Genomic DNA, 17236 nt, shown 5'->3' on the forward strand with positions numbered 1-17236 from the left:
CGAGAACGTGCGATTTCGCTTTGAAAACAACGTGCTGGACGGCGACCTCCGGGAGCTCACTTGCGACGGAAAACCCGTCCCGTTGCAGCCGCAGGTGTTCGATCTGCTGCTTTATCTGGTCACGCAACGGGCGCGTGTGGTCAGTAAGGATGACCTGATCAGCCAGGTCTGGAACGACCGCATCGTCTCGGATTCCGCCCTCAACAGCCGGATCAACGCCGCGCGCAAGGCGCTCGGCGACGACGGCGCGAGCCAGCGCCTGATCAAGACCATTCCGCGCAAGGGCTTTCGGTTCGTCGGCGAGGTCCGGAAAGAGGTGGCGGCATCGCCCGCGCGGACCGAAGCCAGGCTCGCTCCCCCGCGCATGGCGGACCGCCCGGCGGTCGCGGTGCTCGCCTTCGAGAACAAGAGCGGGGATCCCGAGCAGGACTATTTCGGCGACGGGATCAGCGAGGACATCCTCACCGCGCTGTCGAAGCAGCGCTGGTTCATGGTGATCGCCCGTAACTCCTCCTTCACTTACAAGGGACGCGCGGTCCATATCAGGCAGATCGCCGAGGAGCTCGGCGTCCGCTACATCGTCGAAGGCAGCGTGCGCAAGACGGACAAAAGGGTGCGCATCACCGCGCAGCTCAACGACGCCGTGTCGGGCGGTCATCTCTGGGCCGAGCGCTATGACCGCGAGCTCGTCGACGTCTTCGCCGTGCAGGACGAGATCACCAACGCGATCGCCGCCGCGATCGAGCCGCAGATCCACGCCGCCGAGAATTTCCGCAGCCGTCGTAAGCCGCCGGCGAGCCTCGACGCCTGGGACCTGTTGATGCGCGCGCTGTCGCATTATTGGCGCGTGACCCGGCAGGACCATGCGGCCGCGAAGGCGCTGCTCGCGCGCGCGATCGCGATCGATCCGGATTACGGCCAGGCGTTGTCGGTGCTGGCCGTGAACGACATGTTCGGCGTGCATCTCGGCTGGACCGAGCTGGCCGCGGTTGCGCCGTCCGCGGAAGCCGCCGCGCTCAAAGCGGTGCGCTGCGACCATGAGGACGCCTGGGCACATGCCGCGCTCGGCAGCGTCTGCTTCTCGACCCGCAGGCTCCCAGACGCGCTGTCCGAGTTCGAGCAGGCGCTCGCGCTCAATCCGAACTTCTCACTGGCGCAGGGCTATTACGCGCTGGCACTGTCCTATGCCGGACGCTCGAACGACTCGTTCGAGGCCGCGCAAAAGGCGATCCGGCTGTCGCCGCGCGATCCGTCATTGGCGATCTATCACGGTATCGCCGCCTATGCGCGCTTCACCGAACGGCACTATGGCGAGGCCATCGCGCTGGCGCGCGAGGCGATCCGCCACCGCGGCGATCTTACCGGCGCATACCGCGTGCTCGCCGTCTCCGCCGGCATGACCGGCGATGGCACGCTTGCGGAAATGGCACTCGGAGAGCTCCGCCGCACCCAGCCGGGCATCTCGCTGCACTGGATCGCGACGCAGCTGCCGTGGGCCAGTGAGCGAGATCGCGAACACTATCTGGAGGGATTCCGCCGCGCAGGCTTGCAGTGAGGCGTCTTACCCTCCCTGCAGGGCAAGCGCTAAGTTCGCTTCCGGCGTAAATGGACGACGACATCGAGCCGCGCGATCTCGTGGCCGGGAAGCGCCTCGGGCATCTTGGTGAAGGCGAGGCCCTCGGCCACGTCGACCAGCACGTCCTCGCCTTCGAGATAGAAGTGCGGATGCAGGGACGTGTCGGTGTCGAAGAACGACTTGATGCCGTCGGCCGCGATCCGGCGCAAGAGCCCCGCTTCGGTGAACTGGTTCAGCGTGTTGTAGACGGTGGCGAGCGACAGGTATGCGTTCGCAGCCATCGCTTCTGCGTAGAGACTTTCTGCGGTGACGTGACGATGGCCGCCCAGGAACAGCAGTCGGCCCAGCGCCACGCGCTGGCGTGTCGGGCGCAAGCCGGCATTGCCGAGCAATTGCAGGCAGTGCTGCACGCCCGCATCCGGCGACGGCTCAAGACCGGCGATATCGGATCCGCCGTCGTCATCCGCAGGGATAGTCGTGGCCTGAATGTCCATCCATCGTCTCACGGCTCAAGCAAACGGGATGCGCAGCCGCGTCCCGCTACTTGCCATTCGATCGCAAAAGCGGCGGGCCGGCTTTGATCCGGATCAAATTTGGCGTCGACCGCCTCTGACCTGGCGCAAGGCGGGCCGGCTCATTCCCGGCCAGAATGCGCGGGCATAGATGAGGTTCGCATGTCCAAGCCGGTTCCCGACAAGGCAGAGGTCGCACTCGAATATCCCGACAAATTCTATGTCGGCACCTTCGAGCATTCGTCCCGCTTCGAGGCGAAGCTCGACGGCAGCGGCATTGCGCTGGTGCTGCAACATCCTGGTGCGGCCGATGAACGCAAATCGGTGCATCTGCACGTCAACTTCGGCCTGCTGGCCGGCATCCTGCGGGAGCTCGCCGGCAGCGTCGCCGCGCTTCCCAAGGACGACATCGCGCACCGCGAGCAGCTTGCAGAGGCGCTCGACGAATTGCGGCGGGCGCTCGGCGCAAAATGACGGGCTGATGCTTTTGGTCGCAGGCGCGGACTTGTGCACTGCCCCGGCATGCTCTCATCACTTCTGAAGGCCGCCTGATCCCTCGGAGCTGGCCGATCTACCGTGCCGTCGCACAGGCGGAGAAACAGGACGAGCTGTACATTTTTTGTGCGAGCACTGTCGCGACTTTCATCTTGCCGCGCTGAACGGGACTGTGTGAGCCTCGATGGCGGATGGGGACTGGGATGGACCGACCGTCGCTTTGCGCGCGAGGGCGCGTGCGAAGCGTTTCCGGCTGGTCTCGCTTGAGAAAGATTACGACATGCCAAAACGAGTGTTGCTTGGTCTCCTCCTGGCTTGCGGCCTTGCGGCCCCTGCGCTGGCGCAAGAGCCGAAGACGGGGGGTGTGATCAATGCCGTGATCCAGCCCGAGCCGCCCGGCCTGATGCTTGCGCAGGTCCAGAACGGCCCGACCCAGATGGTCTCGGGCAACATCTTCGAAGGCCTCTTGCGCTACAGCCCCAAGCTCGATCCCCTGCCGGAGCTCGCCGAGAGCTGGAGCGTCAGCGAGGACGCCAAGACCTACATCTTCAAGCTGAAGAAGGGCGTGACCTGGCACGACGGCAAGCCCTTCACCGCCGCCGACGTGCTGTTCTCGATCGAGATGCTGAAGCAGACCCATGCGCGCGCCCGAACCAATTTGGCGCAGGTCGACAAGGTCGAGACGCCGGACGATCATACGGTGGTCTTCACGCTGAAGCAGCCGTTCGGCCCGTTCCTCGGCATCTTCGAGGTCGGCTCGATGCCGATGGTGCCGAAGCATCTCTATGCAGGCACCGACTGGAAGACCAACCCCTACAACAACGCACCCATCGGCACCGGCCCATTCATGTTCAAGGAATGGCAGAAGGGCTCGTTCATCCGCCTGGTCAAGAATCCGAACTACCACGAAAAGGGCAAGCCCCATCTCGACGAGATCTACTGGCAGATCATCCCGGACGCCGCCGCGCGCTCGGTGGCTTACGAGACCGGCAAGGTCGACGTGCTGCCCGGCGGCTCGGTCGAGAATTTCGACGTGCCGCGGCTGTCCAAGCTGAAGGACACCTGCGTCACCGGCGCCGGCTGGGAATTCTTCTCGCCGCTGGCCTGGCTGTGGCTGAACAACCGCCAGGGTCCGCTCGCCGACAAGCGGGTGCGGCAGGCGATCATGTATGCGGTCGACCGCGACTTCGCCAAGGACGTGATCTGGAACGGGCTCGGCAAGGTCGCCACCGGCCCGTCGGCCTCGACCATCAAGTTCTATACCGATGACGTGAAGAAATACCCCTACGATCCGGCCAAGGCCAAGGCACTGCTGAAGGAAGCCGGCTACAAGGGCGAAAAGATCCGCCTGCTGCCGCTCGCCTATGGCGAGACCTGGCAGCGCTGGGGCGAAGCCGTCAAGCAGAACCTCCAGGATGTCGGCATGACCATCGAGACGATCGCCACCGACGTCGCCGGCGGCAACCAGAAGATCGCCGAGTGGGATTACGACATCGCCTTTACCTATCTCTACCAGTACGGCGACCCCGCGCTCGGAGTGGGACGCAACTACATCTCCAGCAACATCGCCAAGGGCCAGATGTTCAACAACGTCGAGGGTTACTCCAACCCGGATATCGACAAGCTGTTCGCCGAGGGCGCGGTTGCAACGCCGGATTCCAAGCGCAAGGAGATCTACGAGAAGGCGCAGAAGATCCTGGTCGAGGACGTGCCGGTTGCCTGGATGCTCGAGCTGCAATTTCCGACCATCATGCGCTGCAAGGTCAAGAACCTGATCACCACGGGGATCGGGGTCAATGACGGCTTCAAGGACGCATGGCTCGACAAGTGAAGCCTCTTACCTCTCTCCCCTGCGGGGAGAGGTCGAATGTGCGCATAGCGCACATTCGGGTGAGGGGGAGTCTCCACGAGTCCAACTGCTGATACGTTCGCGGGAAGTCCCCCTCACCCCAACCCTCTCCCCGCAAGCGGGGCGAGGGAGTCACTCCGTCTCCGTGGCGCCAGGTCACATCACCAATATGACTCACTAGATGCTCTCCTTCGTTGCTCAGCGCGTCCTGAAGGGCGTGATCGTCCTGCTCGCGATCGTCGTTCTCAATTTCTTCCTGATCCGCCTGGCGCCTGGCGATCCCGCGATCGTGATGGCGGGCGAGGCCGGGGCCAGCGATCAGGTCTTCGTCAAGCAGCTCCGGGAGAAGTTCGGGCTCGACAAGCCGCTGCCCGAGCAGCTCTTCATCTACGTCAAGGGCGTCGTCAGCCTCGACCTCGGCTTTTCCTTCCGCCAGCAGGCTCCGGTCGCAAAACTGATCGGCGAGCGGCTGCCGGCGACGCTGTTGTTGACGCTGACCGCCTTCGCGATCTCGCTCACGCTCGGCATCCTGTTCGGCACCTTCGCCGCGCGCTTTGCCGGGACCTTCCTCGACACCGCCATCACCGTGTTCGCTCTGATCTTCTACGCCATGCCGATCTTCTGGGTGGCGCTGATGGGCATCCTCCTGTTCTCGGTCACGATGGATTGGCTGCCGAGCTTCGGTTACGAGACGGTCGGCGCCAATCTCACCGGCCTTGCCCACGCGTTCGACGTCGCAAAGCACCTGATCATGCCGGCGATGACGCTGGGACTGTTCTTCATGGCGACCTACACCCGCATGACGCGCGCCTCGATGCTGGAGGTGAAACGCCTCGACTTCGTCAAGACGGCGCGCGCCAAGGGGCTCTCCGACGCCGTGATCCAGCGCCGCCACGTGCTGCGCAACGCGCTGCTGCCGGTGGTGACGCTCGCCGGCGTGCATTCCGGCACGCTGATCGGCGGCGCCGTCATCACCGAGACCGTATTCGCCTGGCCCGGCATCGGGCGGCTGATGTACGACGCACTGCTGCAGCGGGATTACAATCTGCTGCTCGGCGTGTTCGTGATCTGCTCCGCCATGGTCCTCACCTTCAACCTCATCACCGACCTCGTCTATCGCCTGGTCGATCCGCGGATCGAATACGCCGCATGAAACAGTTCTGGAAATCGATGCTGAAGAGCCCGAGCGGCGTCATCGGGCTCGTCATCCTCCTGGTTGCAATCTCTGTCGCGGTGTTCGGACCGATGCTGTTCCCGAACTCGCCCTGGCGCATGGTGCAGCGGCCGTTCCTGCCGCCGTTCACGCTCGGGGCCGTGCCGCTCGGCACCGACGCGCTCGGCCGCGACATCTTCGCCGGCATGATCTTCGGCGCCCGCGTCTCGCTTCTGGTCGGTCTCGTCTCCACGCTGGCGGCGCTGATCGTGGGCGTGCCGATCGGGGCCATGGCCGGTTATTTCGGCGGCAAGGTCGACGACGCCCTGATGCGCTTCACCGAGTTCTTCCAGACCATTCCGAGCTTCGCGCTCGCGATCGTGCTGGTCGCCATCCTGCAGCCCTCGATCTATTCGATCGTCGCCTCGATCGCGGTGGTGAGCTGGCCGCCGGTCGCTCGCCTCGTGCGCGGCGAGGTGCTGTCGCTGCGCACGCGCGAATATGTCCAGGCCGCCGTCGTCACCGGCCAGAGCAACAGCTGGATCATCCTGCGCGAGATCCTGCCCAACGCGTTGTCGCCCGTGATCGTGCTGGCCTCGTTGATGGTGGCCACCGCGATCCTGCTTGAATCCTCGCTGTCCTTCCTCGGCCTCGGCGATCCCAATCTGATCTCCTGGGGCTACATGGTCGGCGCCGGCCGCACCGTGATCCGACAGGCCTGGTGGATCACCGTGTTTCCCGGCATCGCCATCCTGATCTCGGTGCTCGGGCTGAACCTGATCGGCGAAGGCCTCAACGATGCGCTCAATCCGCGCCTGTCGCGGGAGGGCCGCTGACGATGACCGCCTCGCCCGCCGTCTCCATCAGGAACTTGCGGATCGCGCTGCCCAAGGGCGCCGAGCGCCCCTTCGCGGTCGACGGTGTCTCGCTCGATCTGCAGCCCGGCAAGATCGTCTGCGTCGTCGGCGAGTCCGGCTCCGGCAAGTCGATGTGCGCGCATGCGCTGATGGGCCTTTTGCCGGATACGGTCTCGGTCACCTCCGGTGAAATCCAGTTCGAGGGCCGGGACCTGCTCAAGCTCGCTGACGACGGCTGGCGCGATCTGCGCGGCCGTCGGCTGGCGATGATCTTCCAGGAGCCGATGACCGCGCTCAATCCGTTGATGCGGATCGGCGACCAGATGGCGGAGATGTTCGAGGCGCACGGCCTGCTCACGCCGAAGGAGCGGCGGGCCAAGGCGCTGGCGCTGGCAAGCGAAGTCGGCCTGCCCGACCCTGAGCGTATCGTGCGCGCCTATCCGCACCAGCTCTCCGGCGGCCAACGCCAGCGCGCCATGATCGCGATGGCGCTCGCGCTCGAGCCCGCGGTGCTGGTCGCGGACGAGCCGACCACCGCGCTCGACGTCACCACGCAGGCCCAGATCCTGAAGCTGATCCGCAACCTCCAGCGGAGCCGCAACATGGCGGTGATGTTCATCACCCATGATTTCGGCGTGGTCGCCGACATCGCCGACCAGGTCGTGGTGCTCCGCCACGGCAAGGTCGTGGAGGAAGGTCCGGCCGCGGCCATCTTCAACGAGCCGCAGCACGACTACACCAAGGCATTGCTTGCCGCCGTGCCCTCGATGGATCCGCCGCCGCGAGAGCCATTGGACGATCGGGCCAAGGCCGTCGAGGTGATCGGGCTGGACAAGACCTACGTCACGTCGGGCGGCTGGTTCCGCCAGGCCCGCCGCGTCGATGCGGCGCGCGCGGTCAACTTCAACATCCTCAAGGGCGAGACGCTCGGCCTCGTCGGTGAATCCGGCTCGGGCAAGTCGTCGGTAGCGCGCCTGGTGATGCGACTGATCGAAGCCGACCGCGGCACGGTGCGGATCGGCGAGACCGACCTGACCTCGCTTTCCGGCAAGGCGCTGCGCGGCGAGCGCCATCGCATCCAGATGATCTTCCAGGATCCGTTCGCCTCGCTCAATCCGCGCCGCAAAATCGGCCACATCATCGCCGACGGGCCGATCGCAGCCGGGACCGATCCGAAGGTGGCGTTCGACCGCGCCCGCGATCTCCTCAAGATGGTGGGCCTGGACGCCGGCGCGCTCGAGCGCTATCCGCATGAATTCTCGGGCGGCCAGCGCCAGCGCATCGGCATCGCCCGCGCGCTTGCGCTCGAGCCGGAGATCATCGTCGCGGACGAGGCCGTCTCCGCGCTCGACGTCTCGGTGCAGGCGCAGGTGTTGAAGCTGCTGGAAGATCTCAAGGCGCGCCTTGGCTTGTCGATGCTGTTCATCACCCACGATCTGCGCGTCGCGGCCCAGATCTGCGACCGTATCGCGGTGATGCAGCGCGGCGCCATCGTCGAGCTGAAGCCGACGGCGCAACTCTTCGCCGCGCCCGAGCACGCCTATACGCGCGAATTGCTCGCAGCCGTGCCCGGACGGAAGGAGCACGCGCCGGCGGCCTGAGGCGGCTCGTCCTCGTTCATTGATTTCCGTGATGGTTCCAAAAACTTGCACGCCGAGCGAGGCGAAACATATTCGATTCAGCGGCATTTGCTTTCGTGAGATCATCCTTGCTCATGTCGGCAAGGGGTGAGTTGACGCCATAATCGCTCGTCGCGGCTGGCGCCGTACAACGAACGTGGTGTGATGGGCAGCTCAACAACCCAGCAAGCAAGACGCACCGGGATGCTGGGAACTGCGCAGCCTGGTCACGCGCTTTTTATCCGGTCGTGACCGGACCGGCCGCTTCAAAGCTTAAGGGCATGACCATAGATGACGTTTGAATGATCGACGTCATCTCATGACGGACTCACACTGATATTCGGAGCCAACATGGGCGAAGTTATTCGATTTGTCTCGAAGTCCGAGCGCGAGCGAACGCGTCTCATCCAGGAAGCGCGGGCGATCTACGACAGCATCTTCCCGCCGGTCGATCCGACGGACGAGGGCCAGGGAAAGCCGGCGATCCGTCGCCCGTTCATCGACCGCGACGGAGGTAACGTATCGTGATCAAGATCATCGCCGTGCTTTGCAGCCTCGCCTCTCCCTCCAATTGTCACGAGCAGATCGTCACCACGTCGGACTTTGCGCAAATCTCGGTGCAGGCCTGCCTGATGGGCGCGCCGCAGCTTGCCGAATGGATGAACCAGCATCCGGCCGAGCGCCTGGCGGCCTGGCGCTGCGTGATCGGAGACCAGGGGCGCCGGGGAATCTAGCGAGGCGGATTCTCCTCCGACAAATCAAGGCGACCCACAAATCACGGAGTGACGCCAGTCCATTGCCGGTCTACCCTCCCTGTTCGAAAATGAGGGGGAAGCCGAATGGAGGTCGCCAGCCTCGTTCTTCCCGTATTCGCGATCATCGTCACCGGCTGGCTCGCCGGCGAGCTCGGCTATCTCTCGCGGGCGCTGGCCGATGCCCTGGTGCATTTCGCCTACAACGTGGCGATGCCGGCGCTGTTGATTGTCACGATCGCCCAGGAGCCGGCGCGCAATCTCCTGGAATGGCGTTTTCTGCTCGCCTTCGGCGGCGGCTCGCTGATCTGCTTCGCGCTCGTGTTCGTGCCGGTCCGCGCAGGCGGCAAACACGACCTCGCCAGCAGCACCATTCACGGGATGGCGGCGGCGATGACCAACACCGGGTTCGTTGCGCTGCCGATCCTGCATGCGATCTACGGCCAACCCGCCGTCCTGCCCGCGGCCGTCGCAACGGTGTTCGTGGCCGCGGTGATGTTTCCGATCACGGTGATCCTGCTGGAAAAGCGCGATGCACGCGGGGCCTCCGTGCGCTCTATGGGACTGGCAAAGCAGATCCTGCTCAATCCCATGGTGCTGTCGACGTTCATCGGCCTCACCTGGGCGGTGACGGGATTGCCGATTCCGGCACCGGTCGCGGCCTATCTCAACATGATCGCCGCCGCGCTCACGCCGTGCGCGCTGTTCGCCATCGGGCTCGGCCTGTCCATCGAGGGCTTGCGGTCCAACCTGAAAGCGTCGTTTGCGCTCGCCGCGGTGAAACTGGTGGTCATGCCGCTCATCGTCTACGGGCTTTGCGTCGTGATCGGCCTCACCCCTCTCTACACGGTTGCGGCGGTCATCTGCGCGGCCGTGCCGACGGCGAAAACCGTCTACGTCCTCGCACATGAACACAAGGTCGAGGAGAAGCTGGTTGCGGCCACGGTCTCGATCACGACGATGCTGTCGGTCGCGACATTGCTCATCGCGCTTTATCTGCTCTCGGGATTGGCGAGCGGCATGCGTTGATCCGCCAGTGGCCTCCACCTTGCCGGAGCCCTCTATCTCGTGGTGTTGCTCCAGGTGGGAGCCGAGTTGGTCACGCCGACCGAGGGCCAATTGTATGATCCGATCGACGGCGCGGTGACAGTGCCAACCGACTGTCCCGACGATCCGTAGGCCGCCCTCGGTTGCGCGGCCGGCGCTCCGGCTCCGCCATAGGTCGGAGCCACCACACCAGTGCTGTATTGCCGGCTGGACCGGACCTTTTTCGCCTCAGCTGCGAATGGTGCGGCAAGCAGTCCCGTCGTGATCAGCGCGGAAATGGCGAGTCTGATGGTTTTCATGGCTGATCCCTTCACCCGTTGCGCGCCCCGATATGCCAAGTGTTCATGCATCGGCAAATTTCCATGGGTTCTCCCTTCATAACTCCGTGTGCGGACGAAGGTGCCGGAGCGCGGCGGACTCACACCGTCTTCGGATGGACCCGAATCAGCGCTAGTGCATTGCTTTCAGTGACTTCCCTGGACGCAAGCATGACCGGCGCCGAACTGAAGCAGCTTCGCAACGACCTCTCCGATGCCCTCGAGCGCAAGCTCAGCGCGGCCGACATGGCCAAGCTTTGCGGACTGCCGGAAAGAGGCGGCGCCGACACCATCCGGCGATGGGAGGTCAGCGGCCCGACGCCGGAGGGGACCAGGATACTGCGCGTGCTCGCGATGGCGAGCGAGCGCTATCCGATCCTGGAGAAGTTCGACATCTTCGATCGACACGACGTGCGTGAGGAAGACAGGCCGGCAAAGCGCGCCGCCTTTCGCGCGCAGATGCGCGATGAGGCACGGCGGCGTCTTGGTTAACGCAAGGCGCGCGCAAGTTACCGACAGAGTGCGCCGTTAAGCCTTCCTTCACCACTTCTTAAGTTGCCATTAAGCACGAAAATCATTTACGGCCCAACAAGTTACGTTGGCCGTCGCTGTGCCACTGATGTGACAGCATTTTCGTCAAAAGCGAGCTATCTGCAAAACCAATGCGGCGCAGAAAACGCGCCTGCCGGGGGACCTTACGTGTTGGAGTTCAAGACGATGAAGAAGATTCTGTTTGCGACCGTGGCGCTGCTCGTGTTGGGCGCGGCTGCGCCGGCCGTCGGTGCCGATCTCGGCAACCGCAATTATTACAAGACGCCCGCGCCGGCCTACGCCGCGCCGATCTACAATTGGACGGGCTTCTATCTCGGCGCCCATGTCGGCGGCGCGTTCTCCAGCGACAACAATTTCAATGGCCTCTCCACCGGCAACAACGGCAACGGCCGCTTCCTCGGCGGCGTGCAGGTCGGTGCGGACTGGCAGTTCCACCCGAACTTCGTGGTCGGCGTCGAAGGCCAGTATTCCTGGCTCTCCGGCAGCGTCGGCGCCGTGTTCCCGGGCGGCATCGCCTACACCAACGACCAGCGCGGCCTCGGCTCGATCACGGGCCGCGTCGGCTACACCTGGGGTCCCGGCCTGGTCTATGTGAAGGGCGGCTACGCCTATTCGGACAACAACGAGAGGGTCACCGTCGGCGGCGTGCCGGCCGCCTTCGTCATCACCGGCGATCACCGCAACGGCTACACCGTCGGCGCCGGCCTCGAATACATGTTCGCCCCGAACTGGTCGGCCAAGGCCGAGTACCAGTACTACAATTTCGGCGACGCCAGCTTCACTGCCGGTCCGCTCGCCGGCACCGGCGCCTTCACCACCGACGACCATACCTTCAAGGCGGGCGTCAACTACCGCTTCAACTGGGCGAGCCCGGCCATGGCGCGCTACTGATCGGTTACCAGGACCTTATCAAGATGAAGGGGCCGGCCTCGTTGCCGGCCCCTCTTTTTTCGCTCTGCGGAACAACGTCAACCGATTGGGCTCATTGCGATTCCTTAACCGGTGCTGCCGATACTGCAGCCACAAATAGAAGAACATTGGGGGAATTTTCGATGCCGATCCGTTTGGGCCTTGGCCGCTTCCTTGGCAGTTTCCGTCCGCGTTTCAAAATGCCCAAATGGGGCGTGCGCGGCAGCCTGTTCGCGGCGTTTGCGGTCATCGCGGGCATGGGCCTCGTGATCGCGGCCGGCGCCGGCCTTGCGCTGCAGAATCTCGGCGGACGCATGACTGAACTGAGCGGACGGGACATTCCGCGCCTTTCCGCCAGCCTGCAATTGTCGGCGCTGAGTGCGAGCCTCGCGGCGCAGGGACCGGCCCTGCTTGCGGCGCAGAGCGAGGACGCCTTGACCGAACGTACCAAGAAGCTCAGGGAATTACAGGAGCAGACGCAGCAGAAGCTCAACGAGATCATCGAGCTCGGCGGCGACAAGAGCGTCGTCTCCGGGCTCAGCGAGACGATGAAGAGCATCAACGAGGCGGCTCAGAGCCTGACGAAAGCCGCCCGCGAACGGCTCGACATCGCGGCGCTGCACGACAAGCAATATGACGCGCTTCGCGCCGCGCAGGGCGCGTTCGTCGGCGCAGCGAGTCCGGCGATGCTGGACGCGCAGACCCGCGTCAATGCCATTCTCGGTTCAGCCGACCTGTCAGCCGCAGACGCGACCGACGCCGCGCAGACCGTCGGTCAGCTCGGCAACGTCGTCGCCAGCGGTAATCTCGCCGCCGCCAACATGAGCGCGGCGCTGTCGGCGAACACCAGCGACAAGCTCGATGACATCCAGAAGGAATTCAAGACGGCGCAGGGGCGCCTGCGGTCGAACCTCGATCTGTTGCCGGACAACCAGGGCAACAAGATGCTGCGCGACACCGCGGAAAAGCTGCTCGCGCTCGGCACCGGCAAGACCGGCGTGTTCAATCTGCGCGAGAAAGAGCTCGACTCCATCGACTACGGCCAGACCATCCTGGACGAGACCCGCAAGCTCAATGTCGGGCTCGGCATCAGCGTGCAGCAGCTCGTCGACGGCGTGCAGAAAGAGACCAACACCTCGACCTTCCAGGCGCGGCAGGAGATTTCGCTCGCGACGTCGGTCATGCTGGGCTTGGGCGCGCTGATGCTGGTCGGCTCGGCGCTGTTCGTCTGGCTCTATGTCGGCCGTAACATCCTGCGCCGGATCGGCGCCTTGCAGCAGTCGATGCAGCTGCTCGCGAACGGGGATCTCGAAACCGAGATCTACCGCTCGAAGAATCACAACGACGAAATCTCGGTGATGGCGAACACGCTGCAGGTGTTCCGGGAGAGCATGATCGAGACCCGCGCGCTGACGAGCGAGCAGGACAAGGACCGTATCGCCAAGGCCGAGCGCGCCGCGCGCATGGAGGCGAAGATCGCCCAGTTCGAAAGCACGGTGCGCTCCGCGCTCGATAATCTGGCCCAATCGGCCAATTCGATGCAATCGACCGCGCAGAGCATGTCGAACACCGCCGACCAGTCCAACGCGCTGGTCAACGCGGTCGCCTCCGCCGCGGAAGAGACGTCGGTCAACGTGCAGACCGTCTCGGCCGGCACCGAGCAGCTGTCCTCCTCGATCCAGGAGATCAGCCGTCAGGTCGTGACCTCCGCCGAGATCGCCAAAAAGGCGGTCGACGAAGCGGGAGCGACCGACGCCACGGTGCAGAGCCTTGCCGACAGCGCGAGCCGCATCAGCGTCGTCGTCGACCTGATCCAGACCATCGCCTCGCAGACCAATCTGCTCGCGCTCAACGCCACCATCGAGGCGGCACGCGCCGGCGAGGCCGGCCGCGGCTTCGCGGTGGTTGCCTCCGAGGTGAAGAGCCTGGCGAGCCAGACCGCCAAGGCGACCGACGAGATCCGCACCCAGATCGCCAGCATGCAGTCAGTCACGACCTCCGCGGTCGGCGCCATCCAGGGCATCGGCCGGATCATCGGCGAGATCAACGACGTCACCACCACGATCGCAGCAGCGGTCGAGGAGCAGGGCGCCGCGACGCGCGAAATCGCCCGCAACATCCAGCATGCCGCCGGCGGCACCAGCGAGGTCTCCAGCAACATCGTCGGCGTCTCCACCGCGTCCGCCGAAGCCGGCGCTGCGGCCACCGAGGTGCTGGGCGCCTCTGACGCGCTGCGCCGCGAGGCCGATATGCTGCGCGGGGAGATCGACGCCTTCCTCAACGACATGCGGGCGGCGTAAGGCCCTGTCCTGTAGCCTGGATGGAGCGTAGCGCAATCCGGGCTACGGAAAACTGCCTCGGTATGACCGCCATGCTGTCGCCGCCCAGCATCCTTTTTCGGCTGGCGCCCCGCGCGCGCTGGGTTTAAGCCGATAGCATGAGCTCGAAAACCGACACCCCGCAGTCCTCGGCCGAGGCCCTGCGCTACCCCTGGGAACAGCATCCCGGCCCCGAACAGGTGGTCGAGGTGCGGCCCGGCGTGTTGTGGGCGCGGCTGAAGCTGCCGTTCCGCCTCAACCACGTGAACATCTACCTGCTCGCCGATGGCGACGGCTATGCGATGATCGATGCCGGCTTCGGCAACGAGGAGACGATCGAGGCCTGGACGAAGCTGTTCGACGGACCGCTGAAAGGCGTCAACATCACGCGCCTGATCGTCACCCACTCCCACCCGGATCATGTCGGCCTCGCCGGTTGGATCGTCGAGCGGTTCGGCTGCCCGCTGGTGATGTCGCAGGTCGAATATCTGCAATCGGTCTATCACCAGAACCGCGGCACCGAGGAGCGGCGCGAGGCGCAGCGGCTGTTCTTCCGCCGCCATGGCATGGACGAGTCGCTCACCGAAAAGCTGCTCGGCCGCGGCCAGGACTATCTGAAGCGCGTCTCGGTGCTGCCGCCGTCCTACCGCCGCATCTCGCATGGCGACGACGTCGTGATCGGCACGCGCCGCTTCAAGGTCATCACCGGCGGCGGCCACGCCCTCGACCAGGTGATGCTGTATTGCGCCGACGACAAGCTGTTCCTCTCCGCCGACCAGGTGCTGAGCAAGATCTCGCCGAATGTCAGCGTCTGGGCGGTCGAGCCCGACCAGAACTCGCTCGGCGAATATCTGGCCTCGCTCGCCAGCCTGACCACGACGCTGCCCTATGACGTGCTGGTGCTGCCCGGCCATGGCGTGCCATTCTACGGATTGAAGACCCGCATCAAGCAGCTCGCCGACCACCACGAAGAGCGCTGCCGATTGATCGCGGAAGCCTGCCGTGAGGTGCCGCAAACCTCGCGCGCTCTGGTGCCCGTGGTGTTCAACAAGCACGTGCTGGACGAGCACCAGATGGGCTTTGCCGCCGGCGAGCTCGTCGCCCACGTCAACTACATGATCGTCGAGGGCCGCCTCACGCCCGAGATGCAGGACGGCGTGCTGCAGTTTCGGACGACGTGAGTTATTCGCCTCTCCCCGCCTGCGGGGAGAGGCCGACACGCGAAGCGTGGCGGGTGAGGGGGAGTCTCCGCGAGTCCAACTCTCACCATCATTGCCGAAACAGCCCCTCACCCCAACCCTCTCCCCGTAAGAACGGGGCGAGGGAGCAGACCTCCGGCGCGGCTGGCGCCTCACTTCATATTCGCGATCGCGTGCAGCGCCGCGATGTAGCCGAACGGCCCGAGCCCGCAGATCACGCCGGTCGCCACGTACGAGATCTTGGAGTGCCGGTGATATTCGTCACGGGCGTGGATGTTGGAGATGTGCACCTCCAGCACCGGACCCTCGAACGTCTTGATCGCGTCCATGATCGAGACCGAGGTGAAGGAGAGGCCGGCCGGATTGATGACGATGGCCTCGGCGTCCTGCCGCGCCGACTGGATCAGATCAACCAGCACGCCCTCGTGGTTGGACTGGTGGAAGGCGAGCTTGAGGCCGAGCCTGGCGGCCGCGTCCTCGCAGCTCGCGTTGACCTCCGCGAGCGTCGTCGTGCCGTAGATGTGCGGCTCGCGGATGCCGAGCATGTTGAGGTTGGGGCCGTTGAGGATCATCACGCGCTTCATGGAAGGGTCCTTTCGAGAGCCTGGTTGAGCAAGGAAAGCGCGCGCCGGGCTGCGACGGAAGACCATAGGCTGGGTCGCCCCGGCAGATGGTGCAGAGCAGCATTATATGTCGCGCAGGATTGATCGGGATCAAACTGAGACGCGCCGGATAGGGCATTTTGCCCAAATGCCCCACAGATCCAAATGTGGGATAGCGCATAGACATTGGAGCTGGAAAAGCTCTAAGTAGACCCGTCCCCTTGGTCAGGTTCCGTTGCAGGTTTGCCGATGGATTACGCCCAATTCTTCGATTCCGCCCTCGATCGTCTCCACACCGAGCGGCGTTATCGCGTGTTCGCCGACCTCGAACGCACGGCCGGCCGGTTCCCGCATGCGGTCTGGCACTCGCCCAAGGGCAAGCGCGACGTCGTGATCTGGTGCTCCAACGACTATCTCGGCATGGGCCAGCATCCGAAGGTGGTCGGCGCCATGGTCGAGACTGCCACGCGCGTCGGCACCGGCGCCGGCGGCACCCGCAACATCGCCGGCACGCATCATCCGCTGGTGCAGCTCGAAGCCGAGCTCGCCGATCTCCACGGCAAGGAAGCCGCGCTGCTGTTCACCTCGGGCTATGTCTCGAACCAGACCGGCATCCCGACCATCGCAAAGCTCATTCCGAACTGCCTGATCCTGTCGGACGAGCTCAACCACAATTCGATGATCGAGGGCATCCGCCAGTCCGGCTGCGAGCGGATCGTGTTCCGCCACAACGACGTTGCGCATCTCGAAGAGCTGTTGAAAGCGGCCGGTCCCGATCGGCCGAAGCTGATCGTCTGCGAGAGTCTCTATTCCATGGACGGCGATGTCGCGCCGCTCGCCAGGATCTGCGATCTCGCCGAGAAATATGGCGCGATGACCTATGTCGACGAAGTCCACGCCGTCGGCATGTACGGCCCGCGCGGCGGCGGCATCGCCGAGCGCGACGGCGTGATGCATCGCATCGACATTCTCGAGGGCACGCTGGCCAAGGCGTTCGGCTGTCTCGGCGGCTACATCGCCGCCAACGGCCAGATCATCGACGCCGTGCGCTCCTATGCGCCGGGCTTCATCTTCACCACCGCGCTGCCGCCGGCGGTCTGCTCGGCCGCGACCGCCGCGATCAGGCACCTGAAGACGTCGAGCTGGGAGCGCGAGCGCCACCAGGACCGTGCCGCCCGCGTCAAGGCGATCCTCAATGCCGCCGGCCTGCCGGTGATGTCGAGCGACACACACATCGTACCGCTGTTCGTCGGCGATCCCGAGAAGTGCAAGCAGGCTTCCGACCTGCTGCTCGAACAGCACGGGATCTACATCCAGCCGATCAACTATCCGACCGTCGCCAAGGGCACCGAGCGCCTGCGTATCACGCCCTCGCCCTATCACGACGACGGCCTGATCGATCAGCTCGCCGAAGCGCTGCTGCAAGTGTGGGACCGCCTCGGCCTGCCGCTGCGCGCGAAGTCGCTGGCCGCGGAATAG

At 64.7% G+C, this 17236-nt stretch carries 17 protein-coding genes; 14 read left to right on the forward strand and 3 right to left on the reverse strand.

Annotation, left to right across the window (positions count from 1 at the left end; all coding sequences use genetic code 11):
• The first annotated feature begins 7 nt into the window (after positions 1-7).
• A complete protein-coding gene (locus I6F16_RS27340; RefSeq protein ID WP_225113018.1) occupies positions 8-1555 on the forward strand; it encodes a winged helix-turn-helix domain-containing tetratricopeptide repeat protein in 1548 nt (515 codons plus the stop codon).
• Between the two features lie 29 nt (positions 1556-1584).
• Here the strand turns inward: I6F16_RS27340 and irr are convergent, their stop codons facing one another.
• The gene (irr, locus tag I6F16_RS27345) at positions 1585-2070 is read right to left on the reverse strand and encodes a Fur family transcriptional regulator Irr (protein WP_036020650.1); all 486 of its coding nucleotides are present in this window, start codon (positions 2068-2070) and stop codon (positions 1585-1587) included.
• Positions 2071-2250: 180 nt separating this feature from the next.
• Here irr and I6F16_RS27350 point away from each other — a divergent pair, with 180 nt between their 5' ends.
• From I6F16_RS27350 to I6F16_RS27385, 8 genes are all read left to right on the forward strand, one after another.
• Positions 2251-2562, forward strand: coding sequence for a hypothetical protein (locus I6F16_RS27350; protein ID WP_035996705.1), 312 nt, complete (start codon positions 2251-2253; stop codon positions 2560-2562).
• A 301-nt stretch (positions 2563-2863) separates the two neighbouring features.
• The gene (locus tag I6F16_RS27355) at positions 2864-4414 is read left to right on the forward strand and encodes an ABC transporter substrate-binding protein (RefSeq protein ID WP_035996790.1); all 1551 of its coding nucleotides are present in this window, start codon (positions 2864-2866) and stop codon (positions 4412-4414) included.
• A 199-nt stretch (positions 4415-4613) separates the two neighbouring features.
• Entirely contained in the window at positions 4614-5585 is a 972-nt protein-coding gene (locus I6F16_RS27360; protein ID WP_035996702.1) for an ABC transporter permease, read from the forward strand.
• The gene (locus I6F16_RS27365; protein ID WP_035996700.1) at positions 5582-6421 is read left to right on the forward strand and encodes an ABC transporter permease; all 840 of its coding nucleotides are present in this window, start codon (positions 5582-5584) and stop codon (positions 6419-6421) included. Before I6F16_RS27360 ends, I6F16_RS27365 begins: the two co-directional genes overlap by 4 nt.
• Before the next feature lie 2 nt (positions 6422-6423).
• Positions 6424-8043 carry an ABC transporter ATP-binding protein gene (locus tag I6F16_RS27370; protein WP_192893054.1) on the forward strand — a complete coding sequence of 540 codons (1620 nt, stop codon included), beginning with the start codon at positions 6424-6426 and terminating at the stop codon, positions 8041-8043.
• Between the two features lie 369 nt (positions 8044-8412).
• Positions 8413-8589, forward strand: a complete 177-nt coding sequence (locus I6F16_RS27375) for a hypothetical protein (RefSeq protein WP_225174170.1) — start codon at positions 8413-8415, stop codon at positions 8587-8589.
• On the forward strand, positions 8586-8795 hold the full coding sequence (locus I6F16_RS27380) for a hypothetical protein (RefSeq protein WP_035996696.1): 210 nt from the start codon (positions 8586-8588) through the stop codon (positions 8793-8795). The genes I6F16_RS27375 and I6F16_RS27380 overlap by 4 nt, the downstream gene beginning before the upstream one ends.
• A 105-nt stretch (positions 8796-8900) precedes the next feature.
• Positions 8901-9842, forward strand: coding sequence for an AEC family transporter (locus I6F16_RS27385; protein ID WP_225113016.1), 942 nt, complete (start codon positions 8901-8903; stop codon positions 9840-9842).
• A gap of 32 nt (positions 9843-9874) precedes the next feature.
• Here I6F16_RS27385 and I6F16_RS27390 read toward each other — a convergent pair whose 3' ends face one another.
• Positions 9875-10159: a hypothetical protein gene (locus tag I6F16_RS27390; protein ID WP_036020690.1), complete on the reverse strand. Its 285-nt coding sequence runs from the start codon at positions 10157-10159 to the stop codon at positions 9875-9877.
• 189 nt (positions 10160-10348) lie between these two features.
• On the opposite strand from I6F16_RS27390, the gene I6F16_RS27395 reads away from it, so the two are divergent.
• The 4 genes from I6F16_RS27395 to I6F16_RS27410 all read left to right on the forward strand — a co-directional run bounded on the left by I6F16_RS27395 (position 10349) and on the right by I6F16_RS27410 (position 15137).
• Positions 10349-10669: a hypothetical protein gene (locus I6F16_RS27395; protein WP_035996689.1), complete on the forward strand. Its 321-nt coding sequence runs from the start codon at positions 10349-10351 to the stop codon at positions 10667-10669.
• Between the two features lie 225 nt (positions 10670-10894).
• A complete protein-coding gene (locus tag I6F16_RS27400) occupies positions 10895-11620 on the forward strand; it encodes an outer membrane protein (protein WP_035996788.1) in 726 nt (241 codons plus the stop codon).
• Positions 11621-11781: 161 nt separating this feature from the next.
• A complete protein-coding gene (locus I6F16_RS27405; RefSeq protein ID WP_225113015.1) occupies positions 11782-13938 on the forward strand; it encodes a methyl-accepting chemotaxis protein in 2157 nt (718 codons plus the stop codon).
• Between the two features lie 137 nt (positions 13939-14075).
• Positions 14076-15137: an MBL fold metallo-hydrolase gene (locus I6F16_RS27410; protein WP_035996672.1), complete on the forward strand. Its 1062-nt coding sequence runs from the start codon at positions 14076-14078 to the stop codon at positions 15135-15137.
• Positions 15138-15307: 170 nt separating this feature from the next.
• Here the strand turns inward: I6F16_RS27410 and aroQ are convergent, their stop codons facing one another.
• Positions 15308-15739, reverse strand: a complete 432-nt coding sequence (gene aroQ, locus I6F16_RS27415) for a type II 3-dehydroquinate dehydratase (protein ID WP_036020614.1) — start codon at positions 15737-15739, stop codon at positions 15308-15310.
• A gap of 267 nt (positions 15740-16006) precedes the next feature.
• Between aroQ and hemA the strand changes: the two genes are divergently transcribed.
• Complete coding sequence (hemA, locus tag I6F16_RS27420) at positions 16007-17236, forward strand: 5-aminolevulinate synthase (RefSeq protein WP_035996665.1); 1230 nt, start codon at positions 16007-16009, stop codon at positions 17234-17236.

Source organism: Bradyrhizobium sp. IC4060, from assembly GCF_020193715.1.
GTDB lineage: Bacteria > Pseudomonadota > Alphaproteobacteria > Rhizobiales > Xanthobacteraceae > Bradyrhizobium > Bradyrhizobium yuanmingense.